General features: G+C 69.0%; 17 protein-coding genes. 6 read left to right on the top strand and 11 right to left on the bottom strand.

Going from position 1 to position 17,179, the window contains the following annotated elements; genetic code table 11:
* Positions 1-54: 54 nt before the first annotated feature.
* On the bottom strand, positions 55-1,740 hold the full coding sequence (locus RIB45_RS04060) for a thiamine pyrophosphate-binding protein (RefSeq protein ID WP_350048942.1): 1,686 nt from the start codon (positions 1,738-1,740) through the stop codon (positions 55-57).
* Positions 1,741-2,053: 313 nt separating this feature from the next.
* Here RIB45_RS04060 and RIB45_RS04055 point away from each other — a divergent pair, with 313 nt between their 5' ends.
* The gene (locus RIB45_RS04055) at positions 2,054-2,953 is read left to right on the top strand and encodes a helix-turn-helix domain-containing protein (protein WP_350048941.1); all 900 of its coding nucleotides are present in this window, start codon (positions 2,054-2,056) and stop codon (positions 2,951-2,953) included.
* A 22-nt stretch (positions 2,954-2,975) separates the two neighbouring features.
* Here RIB45_RS04055 and RIB45_RS04050 read toward each other — a convergent pair whose 3' ends face one another.
* The 9 genes from RIB45_RS04050 to RIB45_RS04010 all read right to left on the bottom strand — a co-directional run bounded on the left by RIB45_RS04050 (position 2,976) and on the right by RIB45_RS04010 (position 12,216).
* On the bottom strand, positions 2,976-4,367 hold the full coding sequence (locus RIB45_RS04050) for a WD40 domain-containing protein (RefSeq protein ID WP_350048940.1): 1,392 nt from the start codon (positions 4,365-4,367) through the stop codon (positions 2,976-2,978).
* A gap of 88 nt (positions 4,368-4,455) precedes the next feature.
* On the bottom strand, positions 4,456-5,556 hold the full coding sequence (locus tag RIB45_RS04045; RefSeq protein WP_350048939.1) for a formate dehydrogenase subunit gamma: 1,101 nt from the start codon (positions 5,554-5,556) through the stop codon (positions 4,456-4,458).
* Between the two features lie 39 nt (positions 5,557-5,595).
* Complete coding sequence (locus RIB45_RS04040) at positions 5,596-5,835, bottom strand: hypothetical protein (RefSeq protein WP_350048938.1); 240 nt, start codon at positions 5,833-5,835, stop codon at positions 5,596-5,598.
* 166 nt (positions 5,836-6,001) lie between these two features.
* Positions 6,002-6,595, bottom strand: a complete 594-nt coding sequence (gene fdh3B / locus RIB45_RS04035; protein ID WP_350048937.1) for a formate dehydrogenase FDH3 subunit beta — start codon at positions 6,593-6,595, stop codon at positions 6,002-6,004.
* Positions 6,596-6,610: 15 nt separating this feature from the next.
* Positions 6,611-9,490, bottom strand: coding sequence for a formate dehydrogenase subunit alpha (locus RIB45_RS04030; RefSeq protein ID WP_350048936.1), 2,880 nt, complete (start codon positions 9,488-9,490; stop codon positions 6,611-6,613).
* A 98-nt stretch (positions 9,491-9,588) separates the two neighbouring features.
* Positions 9,589-9,786: a formate dehydrogenase gene (locus tag RIB45_RS04025; RefSeq protein ID WP_350048935.1), complete on the bottom strand. Its 198-nt coding sequence runs from the start codon at positions 9,784-9,786 to the stop codon at positions 9,589-9,591.
* 69 nt (positions 9,787-9,855) lie between these two features.
* Positions 9,856-10,488 carry a TorD/DmsD family molecular chaperone gene (locus RIB45_RS04020; protein WP_350048934.1) on the bottom strand — a complete coding sequence of 211 codons (633 nt, stop codon included), beginning with the start codon at positions 10,486-10,488 and terminating at the stop codon, positions 9,856-9,858.
* A gap of 271 nt (positions 10,489-10,759) precedes the next feature.
* Entirely contained in the window at positions 10,760-11,500 is a 741-nt protein-coding gene (locus tag RIB45_RS04015) for a DUF3306 domain-containing protein (protein ID WP_350048933.1), read from the bottom strand.
* Positions 11,500-12,216, bottom strand: coding sequence for a DUF3305 domain-containing protein (locus tag RIB45_RS04010; RefSeq protein WP_350048932.1), 717 nt, complete (start codon positions 12,214-12,216; stop codon positions 11,500-11,502). The genes RIB45_RS04015 and RIB45_RS04010 overlap by 1 nt, the downstream gene beginning before the upstream one ends.
* A gap of 143 nt (positions 12,217-12,359) precedes the next feature.
* Between RIB45_RS04010 and RIB45_RS04005 the strand changes: the two genes are divergently transcribed.
* The 3 genes from RIB45_RS04005 to RIB45_RS03995 are packed head-to-tail and all read left to right on the top strand — an operon-like array spanning position 12,360 to position 14,724.
* Complete coding sequence (locus RIB45_RS04005) at positions 12,360-13,115, top strand: ABC transporter permease (protein ID WP_350048931.1); 756 nt, start codon at positions 12,360-12,362, stop codon at positions 13,113-13,115.
* A 5-nt stretch (positions 13,116-13,120) separates the two neighbouring features.
* The gene (locus RIB45_RS04000) at positions 13,121-13,870 is read left to right on the top strand and encodes an ATP-binding cassette domain-containing protein (RefSeq protein WP_350048930.1); all 750 of its coding nucleotides are present in this window, start codon (positions 13,121-13,123) and stop codon (positions 13,868-13,870) included.
* Positions 13,867-14,724, top strand: a complete 858-nt coding sequence (locus RIB45_RS03995; protein WP_350048929.1) for an ABC transporter substrate-binding protein — start codon at positions 13,867-13,869, stop codon at positions 14,722-14,724. Before RIB45_RS04000 ends, RIB45_RS03995 begins: the two co-directional genes overlap by 4 nt.
* Before the next feature lie 135 nt (positions 14,725-14,859).
* On the opposite strand, the gene RIB45_RS03990 is transcribed toward RIB45_RS03995, so the two are convergent.
* Positions 14,860-15,744, bottom strand: coding sequence for a substrate-binding domain-containing protein (locus RIB45_RS03990; RefSeq protein ID WP_350048928.1), 885 nt, complete (start codon positions 15,742-15,744; stop codon positions 14,860-14,862).
* 126 nt (positions 15,745-15,870) lie between these two features.
* Here RIB45_RS03990 and RIB45_RS03985 point away from each other — a divergent pair, with 126 nt between their 5' ends.
* Together RIB45_RS03985 and RIB45_RS03980 are read left to right on the top strand one after the other, a co-directional pair.
* A complete protein-coding gene (locus RIB45_RS03985) occupies positions 15,871-16,674 on the top strand; it encodes a biotin/lipoate--protein ligase family protein (protein ID WP_350048927.1) in 804 nt (267 codons plus the stop codon).
* A complete protein-coding gene (locus tag RIB45_RS03980) occupies positions 16,671-17,174 on the top strand; it encodes a DUF6505 family protein (protein WP_350048926.1) in 504 nt (167 codons plus the stop codon). The genes RIB45_RS03985 and RIB45_RS03980 overlap by 4 nt, the downstream gene beginning before the upstream one ends.
* The last annotated feature ends 5 nt before the right edge of the window (positions 17,175-17,179 follow it).

Genomic DNA, 17,179 nt, shown 5'->3' with positions numbered 1-17,179 from the left:
CCGCCAGCCGGCCGGGTCGACGCCCTCCTATTCCCCGCCGCCGCGCGTCGCGGCTCAGGCGGCGCCCAACGCCTTCTCCCGAATCTGGGAGAGCGATTGAACAGGGGTCAACGCTTCCGGATCGATGATCAGGTGAAGCAGCGCCGGGCGCCCCGCCTCGGCCTCCGCCATCGCCGTCTCGAAGGCTGGGAAGAATTCCTCCGTCCTCTCGACCCGCGCCGAATGGGCGCCGTATGCGGCGGCGAGCGCCGCAAAATCGGGGTTGCGCAAATCGGTGCCGCTGACCCGTGTCGGGTACTCGCGCTCCTGATGCATGCGGATGGTTCCGTACATGCCGTTGTCGACGACGATCACCAGAATTCCCAGGCCGTACTGCGCGGCCGTCGCCAGTTCCTGGCCGTGCATCATGAAGCACCCGTCGCCCGCGAAGGCGATCACCGGCCGGTCCGGATGCACGGCCTTGGCCGCGACCGCGGCCGGCGCGCCGTAGCCCATCGAGCCGGACGTCGGCGCCAATTGGGTGCGCCAGCCGCGGTAGGGGAAGAAGCGATGCACCCAGGTGGTGTAGTTGCCGGCCCCGTTGGCGAGGATCGCATCCTCCGGCAGGGTCTCGGCGAGCCAGCGCACGATGTCCGCCATTTGCAGCGCGCCCGGGACCGGCAGCGGTTCGATGTGCGCCTCATAGTCCGCGCGCGCGGCTGCGCGGTGAGCGGCCCAACGCGACCCGTCCAGCGGCGCCAAGTCGCCTAGGGCGCGCGCAAAGGCCTTCACGTCCGACACGATTCCGAGATCGGCGTCATAGACCCGGTTGAGCTCCTCGGCCTGCGGATAGACATGGATAAGCTGTTGGCGCGGGCGCGGCGGCTCGACCAACGTGTAGCCGGCCGTCGTCGATTCGCCGAGGCGCGCGCCGACGACCAGAAGCAGATCCGCCTCCTTGACCCGCGCCGCCAGCGCCGGATTGATCCCGATCCCGACATGGCCGACATAACAGGCGCTGCGGTTGTCGAGATAGTCCTGGCAGCGGAAGGAGGCGGCGACCGGCAAGTCTGCGGCCTCCGCAAAGGCGCGGACGCGGGCGAGGCTTTCCGCGTCCCAGCCGCCGCCGCCCAGCAGCGCCAGCGGTCGCTCCGCCGCCGCGAGACGCCGGTGCAGGTCCGCCATCGCCGCCGGCGTCGGCGCCGCCTCGAGCGGCGCGTACCGATCGACGGCCGGGGGCGGCGCGACGCGCTCGCTCAGCATATCCTCCGGCAGGGCCAGGACGACCGGACCCGGCCGGCCGGATGTCGCGGTGTGGAAGGCGCGGTTCAGATACTCGGGGATGCGCCGCGCATCGTCGATCTCGGCGACCCATTTCGCCAACGCGCCGTACATCTGGCGGTAATCGACTTCCTGAAACGCCTCCCGGTCACGCATGTCCCGCGCGACCTGGCCGACCAGCAGAATCATGGGCGTCGAATCCTGAAAGGCTATATGGACGCCGGCGGCGGCGTTGGTCGCGCCTGGGCCGCGGGTCACCATCGCGACGCCCGGTCGACCGGTCAGTTTGCCGTAGGCGTCGGCCATCATCGCCGCGCCGCCTTCTTGACGGCAGGTGATGAAGCGAATCGAGCCGCCGACCAACGCGTCCAGCAGCGCCAGATAGCTTTCCCCCGGAACGCCGAAAGCGATCTCCGTCCCGTGAATCGCCAAGGCCTCCGCAAGCAGCTCGCCGCCGGTCTTTGCGCTCTGGTTGGTCATTCCGCCCTCATTCCCGGATCAAGAGAATAGCCGCCCGTCGTCAGCTGCGGCATCCTAATCGCAGGGGCCGGCGAAGCAAACGTCCTAGCCTTGAGTTTTACCGTGCCGTCCGATTCTCGGCCTTATGATGCGGTTTGGGCTTTTCTCGCGAGGCACGGACAAGCCTACTCCCGTAAGATTACGGGGAAAGGGGCCGTTCGCGGACGGTCCCGCGCAGCGCGGGGGGCGCATGGCGGCGCAGAGCGGCGCCTGCGGTCGAGGGCGGAGGATTGCACGAGACCGCCACGGTTCTTGGGGTGATGCGGCGCACAGCATGAGCGAGACGGCGATTCACAGCTTCCAGGGACGCTTCGGCCGCGTCGCCTTGCATCGCGCGGTTGATCCGTCGCCGGCCCACACCCACCCGCAGCTGCACATCCTTCTGAAGATCGACGGCGGCGACGGGCGCTATCGCACCGAGAACGGCGCCGCCGCCCTGACCGATCGCGCCGCGGTGCTGATCAATCCCTGGTGCGCGCACAGCCGCGACGGCGCCGCCGACGGGCAAGCGTGCCTGTACCTCGCCCTTTACATTGAACCTAGCTGGCTCGGCAGGCCGGCGATCGGCCTGGCCGAGACGGGCTATCCGCCGGAGATCTTCGCAAAGCCGGAGCAGGCTCTCGACGACGAAGTCTGCGCCGCGCGGGACGGGCTGGCGCAATTGCTGCTGGCCCGCCGAGAGCGCGACGAGGGCGAGCGGGACGATGACGCCGCCCTGGAGGAGCCGCTCTTCGCCCTGCTCGCGCTGCTGCTGGCGCGCTGCGTCGGCGGCGCCCATTTGCCGCGGGGCGTGCGCCCCATCGATCAACGCATACGGCGCGCGATCGTGGTGATGCGCGAAGCGCTCTCCAAGGATCCGGGTGTGGACGCGATCGCGGTCAGCGCCGGCCTGTCCCGCTCGCGTTTCTTCGAGCAGTTCCGGGATTGTTGCGGCATGACGCCCCGCCATTATGCGGACACCCTGCTGCTGGAGGAGGCCGTGCGCCGCCTGACCGAGGATGACGCGCCGATCGCCGAAATCTCGGATCAGTTGGGCTTCAGCGCCCAAAGTCATTTCACCCGCTTCTTCCGCAACAAGACCGGCGTCTCGCCAAGCGCCTACCGCCGCGGCGCACGGCCGTGGCGAACGCGGCGCGACCGCGGGTTGGAGACGCTGCTCACCGCGACGCAGTAGCTGCGCGCCGGGGGTCCCGTCGTTACTCCGCCGCCCCGCCGGACGCTTTCAGAAAGGCCGTCAGATCGGCGCGGTCCTGCGGATCGGGCAGGCGCTGGATCGGCATCTTGGTGCCGGGCAGCATCACGTCGGGACCGACCTCGAACAACTCGGAGACCGTCTTTTCGGTCCAAATGAAATCGGCGTCCTCAAGCGCGGACGAATAACGATAGTCCGGCAAGCCGCCGACGCGCCGACCGAAAATCCCATGCAGGGTCGGGCCGGACTTGGGCGGTCCGTCGGGCGTCAGGCTGTGGCACACGGCGCACTTGCGAAACTGGAAGGCGCCGCGCTCGACCGGGTCGTCGCTGTCGGCGAAGGCGCGGCTCACCCGATCGATCGGCTGGAAGGGCGTTCCGCCGCCGCCCAAAGGCGCGCCGTCCTCGGTCGAGAAGACGCGGGTCACCGAATCGACGCCGGAGGCGTAGATCGCGCGCCCGTCGACCGCGAAGTCGAGGGCCCAGACCGCCCGGTAATGGTCGATGGGCACGTCCAGCCGCGGCTCGGCCGCGCTCCCCGCCAGCCGCCACAGCAACAGCCTTCCGTCGGTCCCGCCGCTGGCGATCTGCCGGCCGTCCGGCGAGATCGCGACCGCCAGAACGGCGCCCTCATGCGCCTCCAGCCGGCGGATCTCCCGCCGCGTTGCGACATCCCATATGCGCACGACGCCGTCGGCCGAGGCGGTGACGAGACGCGCGCCGTCCGGGGAGAGTTCAAGATCGTTGATCGGAAAGCCGGCCTCCGCGAACAGGCCGGCCTCACCGCCGTCCTGCTGCGCCGGCCAGGTGCGCAGAGCCCCGTCATGACCGCCAGAGATCAGGCGCCGCCCGCCGTCGAAGAACCGCACGGCGTTGACCGGCCCTCGATGGCCGTCAAAGGTTCGAAGCGGCGCGCCGGTCTCGGCGTCCCACAGGCGCACCGTCCGATCCCAGGATGCGGTGGCCAGGCGACGGCCGTCCGGCGAGCGCGCGAGGTTGACGACTTTCTGGCTGTGGCCGGACAGCACGTGCAGCGTTTCCCCGGTGTCGAGGCTCCAAATCCGCGCGGAGCCGTCGTCGCTGACGGTCGCCGCGCGCCCGCCCGGCAGAAACACGCCCGCGTTCACCGCCGCCTCGTGGCCGTAGAGGCGCACCGCTTGCTCGCCCGCCGCGAGATCCCAGACGATGGAGAGGTCGTCGAAGCCGGACGTGATGGCGCGCGCGCCGTCAGGGCTGAGCGCCACGTCGCGCACCGGCGCCCCGTGCCCCAGCAGATCGGCCGCCGCCGGCTGCGACGCCGCCCAGAGCCCAGACGCGACGAGGGCCGCGCGGGCGAGAGACGCGACGCGTTCGCAGGATCGGCGCATGCGCGCCCGGCGAAACCGCACCTCCGTCACCCTTCCGCACCGCCCTCGCTTCATCCTATCCGCCGCGATCCGAGGCGGCGCGCTCTGGGGAGACGCCGACCTGAGCGCGCCCGCCGGCCTATTCGGCCGGCTGCGCGCGGCCGACGCCGCTCTTGCTCATCTCCTCCTCGACCCAAAGATTATGGTGCTCCCGCGCCCAGTTCAGATCGACCTGACCGCTGCCCATTGCGGCGAAAGCGCCCTCCATCCCGATCGAGCCGATATAGATGTGCGCCAGGATGATCGCGATCATCACCAACGAGACGATCCCATGCCAGACGACGGCGAGCTGCTGCTCCTCCATCAGCGTGAGGTTCGTCGGCAGATTGAAGCCGAGCGTGTTCACGAGCGCGAAGGTGTCCGCGAACATCGTCGTCGTGAACGGATCGAGCAGCGCCCAACCCGACAGGCTGAGCGACGCGCCGCCCAAGATCGTCGCCCAGAAGATGATCTTCTGGCCGGCGTTGAACTTCTTAGAATCCGGATGCACGCCCTTGGAGAACAGGCCGCCGCCTTTGGCGAGCCACTTAAGGTCGGTCTTGTTCGGGATGTTGTGCGCGACCCACATAATGAAGATCAGCACCAGCCCGGCCATGAAGGCGAAGGCGATCCAATTGTGCACCCACTTGCCGGCGTTGGTGATAAAGGCGTAGGCCTCCTTGCCCATCACCGGCATCAGCACGTAGCGGCCGTACATCAGGTTGAGGCCGGTGATCGCCAGCACGATGAAGGAGCCCGCAGTCAGCCAATGGCCGAACCGCTCGAGCCCGGTGAAACGCTCGATCGTCGTCCCCGCCGGACCATGCTCGATTTTGATGCGGCCGCGCAGCGCGAAGAACAGGGCGAGCAGGCCGATGATCCCGATCATCAACCACACGCCGTAGGTCTTCAGCGGCCCGTTGCGCACGGCCCGCCAGTTGTCGCCCTCAGACTGGATCAGAACGCCGCCCAGCTCGTGCGGCTGCTGCGCCGTACCGCTGGCGCCGCGGCGGATCTCGCGCCAGAAATCCGTGTCGCTTGCGACCCCCAGCGAGGAGCCGGGCACGGCGCCGCCGACGGCCTCCTCAGGACCCGGCGCCGGGTCGGTCTGTTGCGCCGACGCGCCGGGCGCGACGGCCAGGAAGACGAGCAGCGCGGCAAGCGCGGCCGCAGCCTTCAGCTTGGTTAGTGCGACTTGCATGGGTCCAACCCCTTCTCCATCCCGTAAGCGAACCGGCGCTCACATCTGCTGGCCCGAGCGCGCGCGGTCGCGCAGCTGGTCCACCACCCCTTCGTCCAGCGGTTCGTCCTGCTGTCCGAGATAGACGCCGGGCTCGTAATCGAGCGGGCGGTTCTGTTCGCTCTCCCGGCATCCGCCGAGCATCAGGAGCCCGACCGCCGCCAACGCCAATCCGCCGCGGACCGCGCGGCCCGCCGTCGGCCGGCCGATCGCCGCCTTGTCTTGCGTTCTCTTCGTCATCGTCTCACGCGACCTCGCGAAGCCGCGCCGCCGTCAGGCGGCGCTCTCACCGTCGGGAAGGGGGGGGCGTCGGTCGACCCGTACGCCCCCCGCTATTTCCCGGGGAAAAGTTCCTGAGGCGACGGGATCGGGGACGGCGCGTCGCGGCCGCCCCCAGTTCCGTCGGTCAGGAGCCCTTCTGCTCGTAGGCCGTGCCCCAGCCCCAAGCGCCCGAGCCGAAGCCGCGGGCCACCACGCGCTCGCGGTAGATGTCGGCGACCGTGTCGCCGTCGCCCGCGAGCAACGCCTTGGTCGAGCACATCTCCGCGCACAGCGGCAGCTTGCCCTCGGCCAGACGGTTGCGGCCGTACTTCTGGAACTCGGCCTGGGAGTGGTTCTCCTCGGGACCGCCGGCGCAGAAGGTGCACTTGTCCATCTTGCCGCGGCTGCCGAAGTTGCCGGCCTGGGGATACTGCGGCGCGCCGAACGGGCACGCGTAGAAGCAGTAGCCGCAACCGATGCACAGATCCTTCGAATGAAGGACCACCCCTTCTTCCGTCTCGTAGAAGCAGTCGACGGGGCAGACGGCCATACAAGGCGCGTCCGAACAATGCATGCAGGCGACAGAGATCGACCGCTCGCCGGGCTTGCCGTCATTGATGGTGACGACCCGACGCCGGTTGATGCCCCAGGGCACCTCATGCTCGTTCTTACACGCGGTGACGCAAGCGTTGCATTCGATGCAGCGCTCGGCGTCGCAGAGGAATTTCATTCTCGCCATTGTCTATTTCCTCCCTTACGCGCGCTCGATCCGGCAGAGCGTGGCTTTGGTCTCCTGCATGTTGGTGACCGAGTCGTAGCCGTACGTCTGCGCGGTGTTGCACGATTCGCCGAGAACATACGGATCGGCGCCTTCCGGATATTTGGAGCGCAGATCCTCGCCCTGATAGTGACCGCCGAAGTGGAACGGCATGAAGGCAACGCCCTGGCCGACCCGTTCGGTGACCATGGCCATGACCTTCACCTTGCCGCCTTCCGGGCTGTGCACCCAGACCATCTCGCCGTCCTGGACGCCCAGATTGTTGGCGTCCCGAGGATGCATTTCGACGAACATGTCCTGCTGCAGCTCCGCGAGCCACGGGTTCGAGCGCGTCTCGTCGCCGCCGCCTTCGTACTCCACCAGACGGCCCGAGGTGAGGATCGTCGGGAAGTCCTTCGAGTAGTCGACCTGCTGGATCGACGCGTACTTCGTCGGCAGGCGATACATCATCCGGTCTTCGTAGGTGGCGTACTTGTCGAGCAGATCGCGACGGCTGGTGTAGAGCGGCTCCCGGTGCAGCGGCACCGGATCCGGGAAGTTCCACACCACGCAGCGCGCCTTGGCGTTGCCGAAGGGCGCGCAGCCGTGCTTGATCGCGACCCGCTGGATGCCGCCCGAAAGGTCGGTCTTCCAGTTGGTCTTGTCGCCGGCGATCGCCTCGATGGTCGCGCGCTCCCCGTCGGTGAGATCGGAATCCCAGCCGAGCTTCTGGAGCATCGCCATCGTGAACTCCGGATAGCCGTCCTTGATCTCCGAGCCGACGGAGTAGGAGCCTTCGGCGAGCAGGTTCTCGCCGTTTCGCTCCACGCCGAAGCGCGCGCGGAAGGTCAGGCCGCCCTCGGCGACCGGCTTGGACGGATCGTAGAGATTCGGCGTGCCGACATGCTTCATCTCAGGCGTGCCCCAGCACGGCCACGGCAGCCCGTAGTACTCGCCGTCGGCCGGACCGCCCACCGCCTGGAGGGTGGTCTTGTCGAAGGTGTGCTGGTTGGCCATGTGAAGCTTCAGGCGCTCCGGCGACTGGCCGGTGTAGCCGATCGTCCACATGCCGCGGTTGAACTCGCGGGTGACGTCTTCGATCAGCGGCTCGTCATTCTCGACGGTGATGTTCTTGAACATCTCGTCCGCGATGCCGAGCTTTTTCGCCAGCTTGTACATGATCGTGTGGTCGGGCAGCGACTCGAAGAGCGGCTCGACCACCTGCTCGCGCCACTGGATCGACCGGTTGGAGGCCGTCACCGAGCCGTAGGTCTCGAACTGGGTCGAGGCCGGCAGCAGATAGACGCCGTCCGTGCGGTCGTGCAGCACGGCCGAGACGGTCGGGAACGGATCCACCACGACCAACAGGTCCAGCTTCTCCATCGCCGTCTTCATCTCGGGCAGGCGCGTCTGCGAGTTGGGGGCGTGCCCCCAGAAGATCATGGCCCGGAGATTGTCGTTCTGCTCGATGTTGGCCTTGTCCTCGAGCACGCCGTCGATCCAGCGCGACACGGGGATGCCCGAGGCCTCCATCATCTCCTTCGAGGCGAAGCGATTGAGCAGATAGTCGTAATCCGTCTCCCAGACGCGCGACCAGTGCTTCCAGGAGCCGGCGGCGAGGCCGTAATAACCCGGCAGCGTATGGCTCAACACGCCCAGATCGGTGGCGCCCTGGACGTTGTCGTGGCCGCGGAAGATGTTCGTGCCGCCGCCGGAGACGCCCATGTTGCCGAGCGCCAGCTGCAGAATGCAGTAAGCGCGCGTGTTGTTGTTGCCGTTGGTGTGCTGGGTGCCGCCCATGCACCAGATCACGGTGCCCGGCCGGTTGTTGGCCAGCGTGCGCGCGACGCGCTTCAGCTGGCTGCCCGGCACGCCGGTGACGCGCTCGGTCTCCTCAGGATCCCAGTTCGCGACTTCCTTGCGGATTTCGTCCATCCCCCAGACGCGCTGGCGGATGAACTCGCGATCCTCCCAGCCGTTCTCGAAGATGTGCCACAGGATGCCCCAGACCAGCCCGACATCGCTGCCGGGCCGGAAACGCACATACTCGTCGGCGTGCGCGGCCGTGCGCGTGAAGCGCGGATCGCAGACGATCAGCGGCGCGTTGTTCTGCTCCTTCGCCTTCAGCAGGTGAAGCAGCGAGACCGGGTGCGCCTCGGCCGGATTGCCGCCGATGACGAACATGGCGCGGCTGTTGTGGATGTCGTTGTAGGAGTTCGTCATCGCGCCGTAGCCCCAGGTGTTCGCAACACCCGCGACCGTGGTCGAGTGACAGATACGCGCCTGGTGGTCGCCGTTATTGGTGCCCCAGTAGGCGTAGAACTTCCGGAACAGATAGGCCTGCTCGTTGTTGTGCTTCGCCGATCCCAGCCAGTAGACCGAATCGGGGCCGGACGTCTCGCGGATCTGAAGCAGCTTGTCGCCGATCTCTTCGATCGCCTGCTCCCACGAGATCTTCGTCCACTTACCGTCGACCATCTTGGTCGGGTACTTCAGGCGCCGCTCGCCGTGCGCGTGTTCGCGCACCGACGCGCCCTTGGCGCAGTGGGCGCCGAGGTTGAACGGGCTGTCGAAGCCGGGCTCCTGCCCGACCCACACGCCGTTGTCCACCTCAGCCAGAACCGTGCAGCCCACCGAACAGTGGGTGCACACCGATTTGACCGTCTTGACGTTCCCGCTGGTCGCGCCGGTGGAGGCCGCCTGCGCCTTGCGCGCGACCAGACCCGACGGCGCCGCAGCCAATGCGGCGACGCCGCCCGCTGCGAGACCGGAACGCTTCAAGAAAGTCCGCCGATCGACCGCTTCGCCGGCAGCGCCGGTGAAGGCCGCGGACGCCCGGGAGCCAATCGCAACCCCGTTAGTCTTTTTGCGGAGCATCTTTCACGCCCTTTCAGTAGTTTGGATCGTTTCCTCCCCCGCCGCGACGTCGAACGTCCGACGGGGAAAGCGTTTCTTGTTGATTGCGAGCCGCCGACTTAGAAGCGGGACAGCTCGTAGACCTTCTTCACATGATCGGTCTCCCGATACAGGTCCCCGTCGGGACCCGCATCGGCTTCGGCGTCGGACGCGCCCGCCGCCGCCGCCGCGACGGCGCCGACGCCGACCGCGACGGTCTTGCCGACCGATGAGAAGAAGCGGCGCCGGCTGACGCCTTCCTCTTCACGCATCTCCATCAACCCTTCTCCTTGGTCCTGGTCGGCCGCCGTCTCCGACGCCCGACCGCTCTTCCGCCCGCGCCCGGATCAGGCGCGGGCCACCATGGCGAATCCGTCTTCTTCGATCGCCATGAAGCAGCGGCCGACCTCGCCGAGCCGCCGGTAGACGTCGGCCGTCTTGGCGCTCGAAAGGTCCGCGAAAAACTTGTCCGCCCAGGGTTTCAGATGGGCGGCGAAGAACCGGTCCTGATCGTAGAGATCGCGCTCGCCCGTCGCCGCGCCGGCGATCAGATGGCCCATCAGATCGCAAAGGCTCGCGATGTTGTCCTCGGGCTCGCGCACGCCTTCCGCGCGCTCGAAACCGAGCGCGTCCATGTCGCGACGCAGCTCGGCCAACGGCTTCTCGTTCAGGAATCCGGTGAGGTAATAGGACGCGTAGGGCACCAGCTCGCCCCGCCCGACGCCGATGAAGAGATCGTGGAACTCTCGCTCCAGCGCCGTCGCGTCGGCGGCGTCGACCGCGTCGATGAAGGCCTGGACGGCCTGGCCCAGCGCGGTGGAGCCGTCGGCGAAGGGGGCGATGCGCCCCGCTTCGGTCTTTTCGATCGGGCGCGACAACGTGCGCGCCAGGAAATGATACAGCGCCCGGCGCCCCGCCTCCTCCGGCGCGAGGCCGCCGTCCGGCGCGTCGCTCTGCGGTGATGTCGTGTGGGCGCTCACCGTTATGTCCAACCCCCTTAGTCTTGTGAGCCCGGCTTATGGACCGGGTCTCGACCGTCTTTTCAACGACGGGACGGGGGCGACGGTTCGGCAAAAAGGCCCGATTCCGGGTCATTCTGCGGACGCGAGGCCCCCCAGCCCATGCGTCGCTCAATTGGTCTTACCAGTCAGTATCTCCCGGGCCGCCCGCTCTGTCCACCATTCTTGTCATGGGGACTTGACGCACGCCGCGCGTTACAAGCCGTCGCCCGCTCGCGACCCGGCCGGCGCCTCAGGCCCGGCCGCCGCCCCCGTGGCCGCCCTCGTAGCCGCCCTCGGCGTCGCCTTCATCCTCTACGGCGTCCGCGGCGTCGCCGGCTTGCGCTTCAGCGGCGCGCGGCGCCTCACGCTCCGGCTCCGGCTCGGGCTCCGCGTCCGGCGGGGCCGCGGCCTCGGGCGCGCGATCGGGGTCTGGGCGCGCCTCGCCCTCCGCCTCCGCTCGATCGAGCGCCGCCTCGGCCTCGGCCAATTGCTCCTCCGCCTGCCGGGCGTAGCCTTTGCCGACCTGATAGGCGCTCTTCATCCCGGCGACCACGCGGGCGGCGTCGGTGAAATCCTCGCCGTAATCGACGAGCCCGTCGACGTTCGCGTACAGCGGATTCGAGCGCCACAGCCGGCGCAGCGCGATATTGCGAACCGCCTCGCTCACCTCCGGCGAGAAGAAAGGGCTGTAATCGCTCTCGGAATCGAGTTCATCCGGATGCGGCAGATCCTCCGGCCACTCCGCCAGGACCTGCGCCTCGTCGACGACGGCCCGGGTCTCGGGCGCGGTCTCCGGCGCGGTCTCGGGCGCGGCCTCGACGGCGCCGGCCTCGACCTCCGGCTCTTTCTCCGCGACCTCCGCGCCCTCATGCGGACGCCAAGCCGTCGCGGCGGGGTCGGGCCGCGCGCGCGGCGGCGCCTCGGCCGCCCGACCCGCGCGCGAGCGCGCCTTCATCCGCGACCAGCGGCTGAGGAAACGATCCTGCGTCATCAAGCCTCCCCCTCCGTCTCGTCGTCGGGCCGCAGGCGCTCGCGGCGCTCGTAGAAGGCGCGCTCAACCGGGTGCAGCCGCTTGCCGAAGGCGGGTTCCTCGGCCGTGTGCGGTTTGCGCTTCCGCTTCTTGAACGGAACTTCCTTGTGATGACGCGCGACGAAAGCGCGCACCCAGGCGGCGATCTGATCGGGCATCGGCACCGGCTCGACGACGTCCTCGCCGCTGTCGAGGAAATCCTGCGCCTCATAGGGCGACAGCGTCGCGCAGACGACGCTCGCCTCATGCGGGTCGTCCGGATCCTGCGACGGGCGCAGCACCACGTAGACCGCCGGCTGTTCGGCGTGCAGGTTCTCCAGATACGCTTCCGACTCGGTGCGATGGAGCGCGATCTCGACCGTCGCGGCCAGCCAGCGCCGCACCCCCGGCGGGTCGTCCGGCTCGCTCGGCAACGGCGTCCAGTCGGCCCGCCCGGCGTTCGGGACGACGGCGCTCGGCAGATATTGGTCGTCGGCCCACGGGTTGGCGACCGGACGGCGCTCGACGACGACGCCGACCTGAAGCACCGACCGGCGTTCTTGCCGATCGAGCGTTCCCGCTCCTTCGGCGCGCGCAGACGAATCGTTCGGCCCGCCCGCGGCGTCCGCCTCCGTCGCGTTATCCACCCCGTCGGACGCCGTTCCCCGACGGGCGGCGTCGCATCCTTGATTGGTCATACCAATAGGGTCGCCCAGCCGCCGCGAACTGTCGAGACATGTTTGACTGCAAGCGAGCGCTTCCTATTGAATATTGACAGCCTTTCTGTAATTCTTGCATATAAACGCATAATAATGCGCACATTCGAGGGTGGCAGAGGCTCATGGCCTTTCAAGAGGCGTTCGCCGAAGCCGGGCGACTATTGGCGACCGGCGACGAGAAACTCTACGAGATCGTCGGCCTGTCGCTGCAGGTGAGCCTCAGCGCCGTCGCGGTGGCGGCCGTCGTCGGGCTGCCGCTGGCGGCGCTGCTGGCGGTCGCGCGTTTCCCCGGACGCGGCGCGGTGATCGCGGTCTTGAACGCGCTGCTCGGCCTGCCGCCGGTGGTGGTCGGGCTGGTGGTCTACCTCATGCTCTCGCGCGCCGGCCCCTTGGGCGAGTTGGGCCTGCTTTTCACCCCGGGCGCGATGGTCGTCGCGCAAAGCATTCTGGTGACCCCCATCGTGGCCGCGATCGCCCATCGCACGTTGGAGGATTTCTTCGCGGAATACGCCGAGGAGCTGGCCTGCTTCCGGATGAGCCGTCGAGAGGTCGCCGCGACCTTGCTCTACGAGGCGCGGCTCAGCCTAGCGACCGCGCTCGCCGCCGGTTTCGGCCGCGCGGTGGCGGAGGTGGGCGCGGTGATGATCGTCGGCGGCAACATCGACGGCGTCACGCGCGTCATGACGACCGCGATCGCCTTGGAGACCAGCAAAGGGGATCTGCCCCTCGCGCTCGGCCTCGGCGTGGTGCTGTTGGGGATCGCGCTCAGCGTCAACGCGCTCGCGTTCGGATTGCGGGCGCTGGCCGCGCGCCACGCCGGTGAGGAGGGTCCCGGCGGCCGTCGCGCGCCGGCCGGCGCCCGCGGACAGGGAGCGTGAGCGCCATGCCCCGAGACGACCTTACGCCCCGCGTCCCGCAGGCTCCCGCGCCGCCGGCGGCCCGACTGGCGGACGTCTCGGTCCGGCGCGGCGGGCGTGCGATCCTGGACGGCGTCAGCACGCGCCTGACCGCCCGGGGCGTGACCGCCCTGATCGGCCCCAACGGGGCGGGCAAGACGACGTTTCTTAAGGTGCTGAACGGGCTGATCGCGCCTGACCGGGGCGCGGCGCTTTGGGGCGAGGACGGCGCCGCGCCGAAAGCCGTCGCGCAAGCCATGCTGCTGCAGCAGCCGGTGCTGCTGCGCCGTACGGCGGCCGCCAATTTGGTCTTCGCCGCGCGGCGCGCCGGGATCCCCAAGAGCGCGCGCGCCGACCTCATCGCCTATTGGCTGGAGCGGGCGAGCCTGACGGGCCGCGCCGACGCCCCGGCGCGTCGGCTGTCCGGGGGCGAGCAGCGCCGTCTCGCGCTGGTGCGCGCGCTGATGCTTCGCCCGCAGGCGCTGTTGCTCGACGAGCCGGGCGCCGGCCTCGACCCGAGCGCGCTTCGGAAATTGGAGGCCTTGATCGCCGAAGCCGCCGAGGCGGGCGTGAAGGTGATCTTCTCAAGCCACGATCTGGGACAGGTTCGCCGGCTGGCTGACGAGTTGCTGTTCCTCAACGCCGGCCGGCTGGACGCCGCCGGCCCCGCCGGCGCGCTGTTGGACGACCCGCCCGCCGAGACCCTGCGTCGTTTCCTGAAAGGAGAGCTGCTATGATCGAGCGCCTGATCGCCAAGACGACCCGCCGCGCTGCGCTGGCCGTAACGGCCGCCGCGCTCGCCCTGCCTTTGGTCTTCGCCGGCCCGGCCGCGGCTGCGGACAAGTTCATCACGGTCGCCTCCACCACCTCGACCGCGAATTCCGGCCTGTTCGACTATCTGCTGCCGAAGTTCGAAGCCGAGACGGGAATCCAGGTTCGCGTCGTCGCGGTCGGAACCGGCCAGGCGATCCGGTTGGCCCGCAACGGCGACGCCGACGTGCTGTTCGTTCATCACAAGCCCTCGGAAGAGGCGTTCGTCGACGAGGGTTTCGGGGTCGAGCGCTACGATGTGATGTACAATGACTTCGTCCTGGTCGGGCCGCAGGCGGACCCCGCTGACGTCTCGGACGCCGGAGACGTCAAGGGCGCGCTGCAGGCGATCGCGGAGGCCGAGGCCGCCTTCGCCTCGCGCGGCGACGACAGCGGCACACACAAGCGCGAACTGAGCCTCTGGAAGGCCGCTGGCGTCGATCCCAAGGCTGCGGGCGCGTGGTATCGCGAGACCGGCTCCGGCATGGGCGCGACGCTCAACACCGCGGTCGGCATGGGGGCCTATTCGATGAGCGACCGGGCCACCTGGCTCGCCTTTGAGAACAAGGACGACTATCGCATCGTCTTCGCGGGCGATCCGGCGATGTTCAACCAGTACGGGATCATCGCGGTCTCCAAGGAAAAGTTCCCGCATGTGAAGCTTGATCTCGCCCAGCAGTTCGTCGATTGGGTGATTTCGCCGGAAGGCCAGAAGCTGATCGCCTCCTACACGCGCGACGGCGAGCAGCTGTTCTTCCCGAACGCCGGCGGCGAGAGTTGAGCGGATCCGCCGGGTCGCCCGACAAAGACGTCATCCGGGCGGAATCGTAACGCCGCCCGCGCCTTCATCGAGAGCCCGGGTCGGCCTTTCGGCCGCCCGGGATTGTCTGTCCCGACTTCGCCGGCTGGCCGCCCCCTACCCGTTAAAAACCACGCGCCCCAGCGCGCTCACGTCGTAGCCGCCCAGCCGCGCGGCCTCGTCGACGAAGCGCGGGCCGGCGGCGAAGGCCAGCAGCTTTTGGAAGGGCGGCTCGAAATAGTCGCGTCGGTCGATCGCGATATCATAGCGCTCGTCGGCCAGCGGCAAGAAATCAAGTCCGAACCGCCGCGCGGCGGATTCGACCCCGAAGGCGAGATCCGCACGGCCTTCCGCAACCGCCGACGCGGCGTCGGTCTCTGTCCGCGCGATCGGATCCGCCGCCTGGACGGCGCCAGGCGCCACGCCGGCCGCGCCCAAGAGCGCGTCGAAAAGCATGCGGCTGCCGGCCTCCGGTTGGCGCAGCTTAACCTTAAGGCGCCGCTCGCCCAACTCGGCCAGGCCGCGCACGCGCGCCGGGTTGCCGGCCGGCAAGATCAGTCCCTGCACCCGCTTCGCCCATTCGATCACCACCGTCGCTCCGGCGGCGGCCTGGGCGTCGGCCAGGAGTTTGGGCGCGCCGCCGGGCGCCGATTCCGACTCCGCCTCGGGCGGCAGATGGAAGCCGCAGAAAAGCGCCTCGCGGCCGATGTAGCGTTCGATGCCCGACAGCGAACCGTCGAACAGCGTCGCAATTCCCGCCCCGCATTCCGACAAGGCCCAGGCCAGCAGGGGGTCGTGGCTGCCGGCCGCGATCGGCGGGCGCGGCGCGGCGGCGAGGCCGGGGCCGCCGGCCGTCTCGGCCGCCACCCAGAGATCGATCAGCGGCTTCGGAAACAGAAGCTTGCCGGTGACGCGCGTACAGGGAATCTTGCCGGACTTGACCAGATCGTAGACCTTGCGCTCCTTAATGCGCAGATAGGCCGCGACCTCGTCGGTCGTCATCAGATGACGGGTCGAGGGGGAAGAGACGGGGCTGGTCGACATAAGCGCGAAGTGTAAGGGCGCGCCGCGCATTGGAAAAGCGCGGGAAGAGACCGGGACTGGCGCCGGGGTGAGGAAAGAGATCCGATGACCGCAGGCGACGCGGACGACCGAGAAAGGGCTGAGACGGCGCCCGCCCTGCCGCCGCTGTTCGAGGCCCGCCCCGTCGGCGCGGACGACGACCCGCTGGCGCAGGCCGTCGCCGACGCACGCGCGGGCGCGGCCGACGCGGGCGCTCTCTACTACCCCGTGCGGCCGGACCGGTTGCGCGCGGCGCTCGTCCTGGCTCCGGAGACGCCCTTCGCCCACGCCGCCGAGATCGCCTACGTCGCGATGATCGCCTTCAACGACGCGCTCGGCGCGACGCTGCCGCCTCAGATCGGCGTGCTGTTCGGGTGGCCGGACCGGGTTCTGGTGAACGGCGCCGCGGCCGGGTCGATGCGCTACGTCACGTCGACGAAGGCCGCGGACGCGGTCCCGGACTGGATGGCCGTCGGCCTGGATCTGGCGCTGGCCGGCGACCCGAGGAGCGAACCCGGGCGCGAGCTGGGCCGCACCAATCTGTTCGAGGAAGGAGCGGGCGAGGTGTCGCCCAAGGAAATCCTGGAGGCCTTCGCCCGGCATTTCCTGAGTTGGCTGCATCGATGGGAGCGCGACGGGCTGAAGCCGGTGGCCGGCGCCTGGGAGGCGCGCATGGCGGGGGTCGACGAGCCGTACCCCTTCCCGATCTACGACGCAGACGGCGCGCCGACCCGCAACGCGCCCCCCGCCCGAGCCGGAGGCGTCGCGCAGGACGGGGCCATGCGCGTGCTGGTCGACGGCCGCGAGCGACGCATCGCGCTGGCGCACGCCTTCACGGCGGCCGCGGATCTGGCGGGAGGGGCCTCGTGAGCGCGCGGACGCGAAACGTGCTGCGGGTCATCCGCCTGGACGAGTCGGACGCGCACATCTTCGAGACGCCGGCCGGGCCCGGTGAGATCGCGGCGCCCGGCGGCTTCGCCTTCGCCGACGCCGACCCTGCCGCCTTGAGCGGGCGGGATCTCATCGCCTTTGGACAGACTTTCCTGGGTCTTGAAAGTTTCGGGCGCGCTACGCTGGTTCAAGCGGCCCGTGCGGACGCCGCAGAAGTGGAGGCCGCAGCGCGGGCCTTGGCCCGGCATTTCGTGGATCGTTACGGCGCGCCCGACCTGGAGTCGGCGCTGCCCGTCGCACGCGACGAGTTGGCCTACGCCGAAAGCCTGTGCGCAGACGCGGAACCGGGCCAGTTGCTGGCGATCGAGCGGGAGTTCGGCGAAGACGGGGTGATCGAGCGCGTGCGCGCGATCAAGCGCCCCGACGCGATGGATCACGGCCGGGTCTGGACCCTGATCCCTGACGAGAACGAAGGGTGAGGATC

The sequence above is a fragment of the Marivibrio sp. genome, assembly GCF_040218065.1.
Taxonomy (GTDB): domain Bacteria; phylum Pseudomonadota; class Alphaproteobacteria; order UBA8366; family Aestuariispiraceae; genus Marivibrio.
Note: the sequence above shows the minus strand (reverse complement) of the source record. Positions and strands in the feature narration are given on the sequence as shown.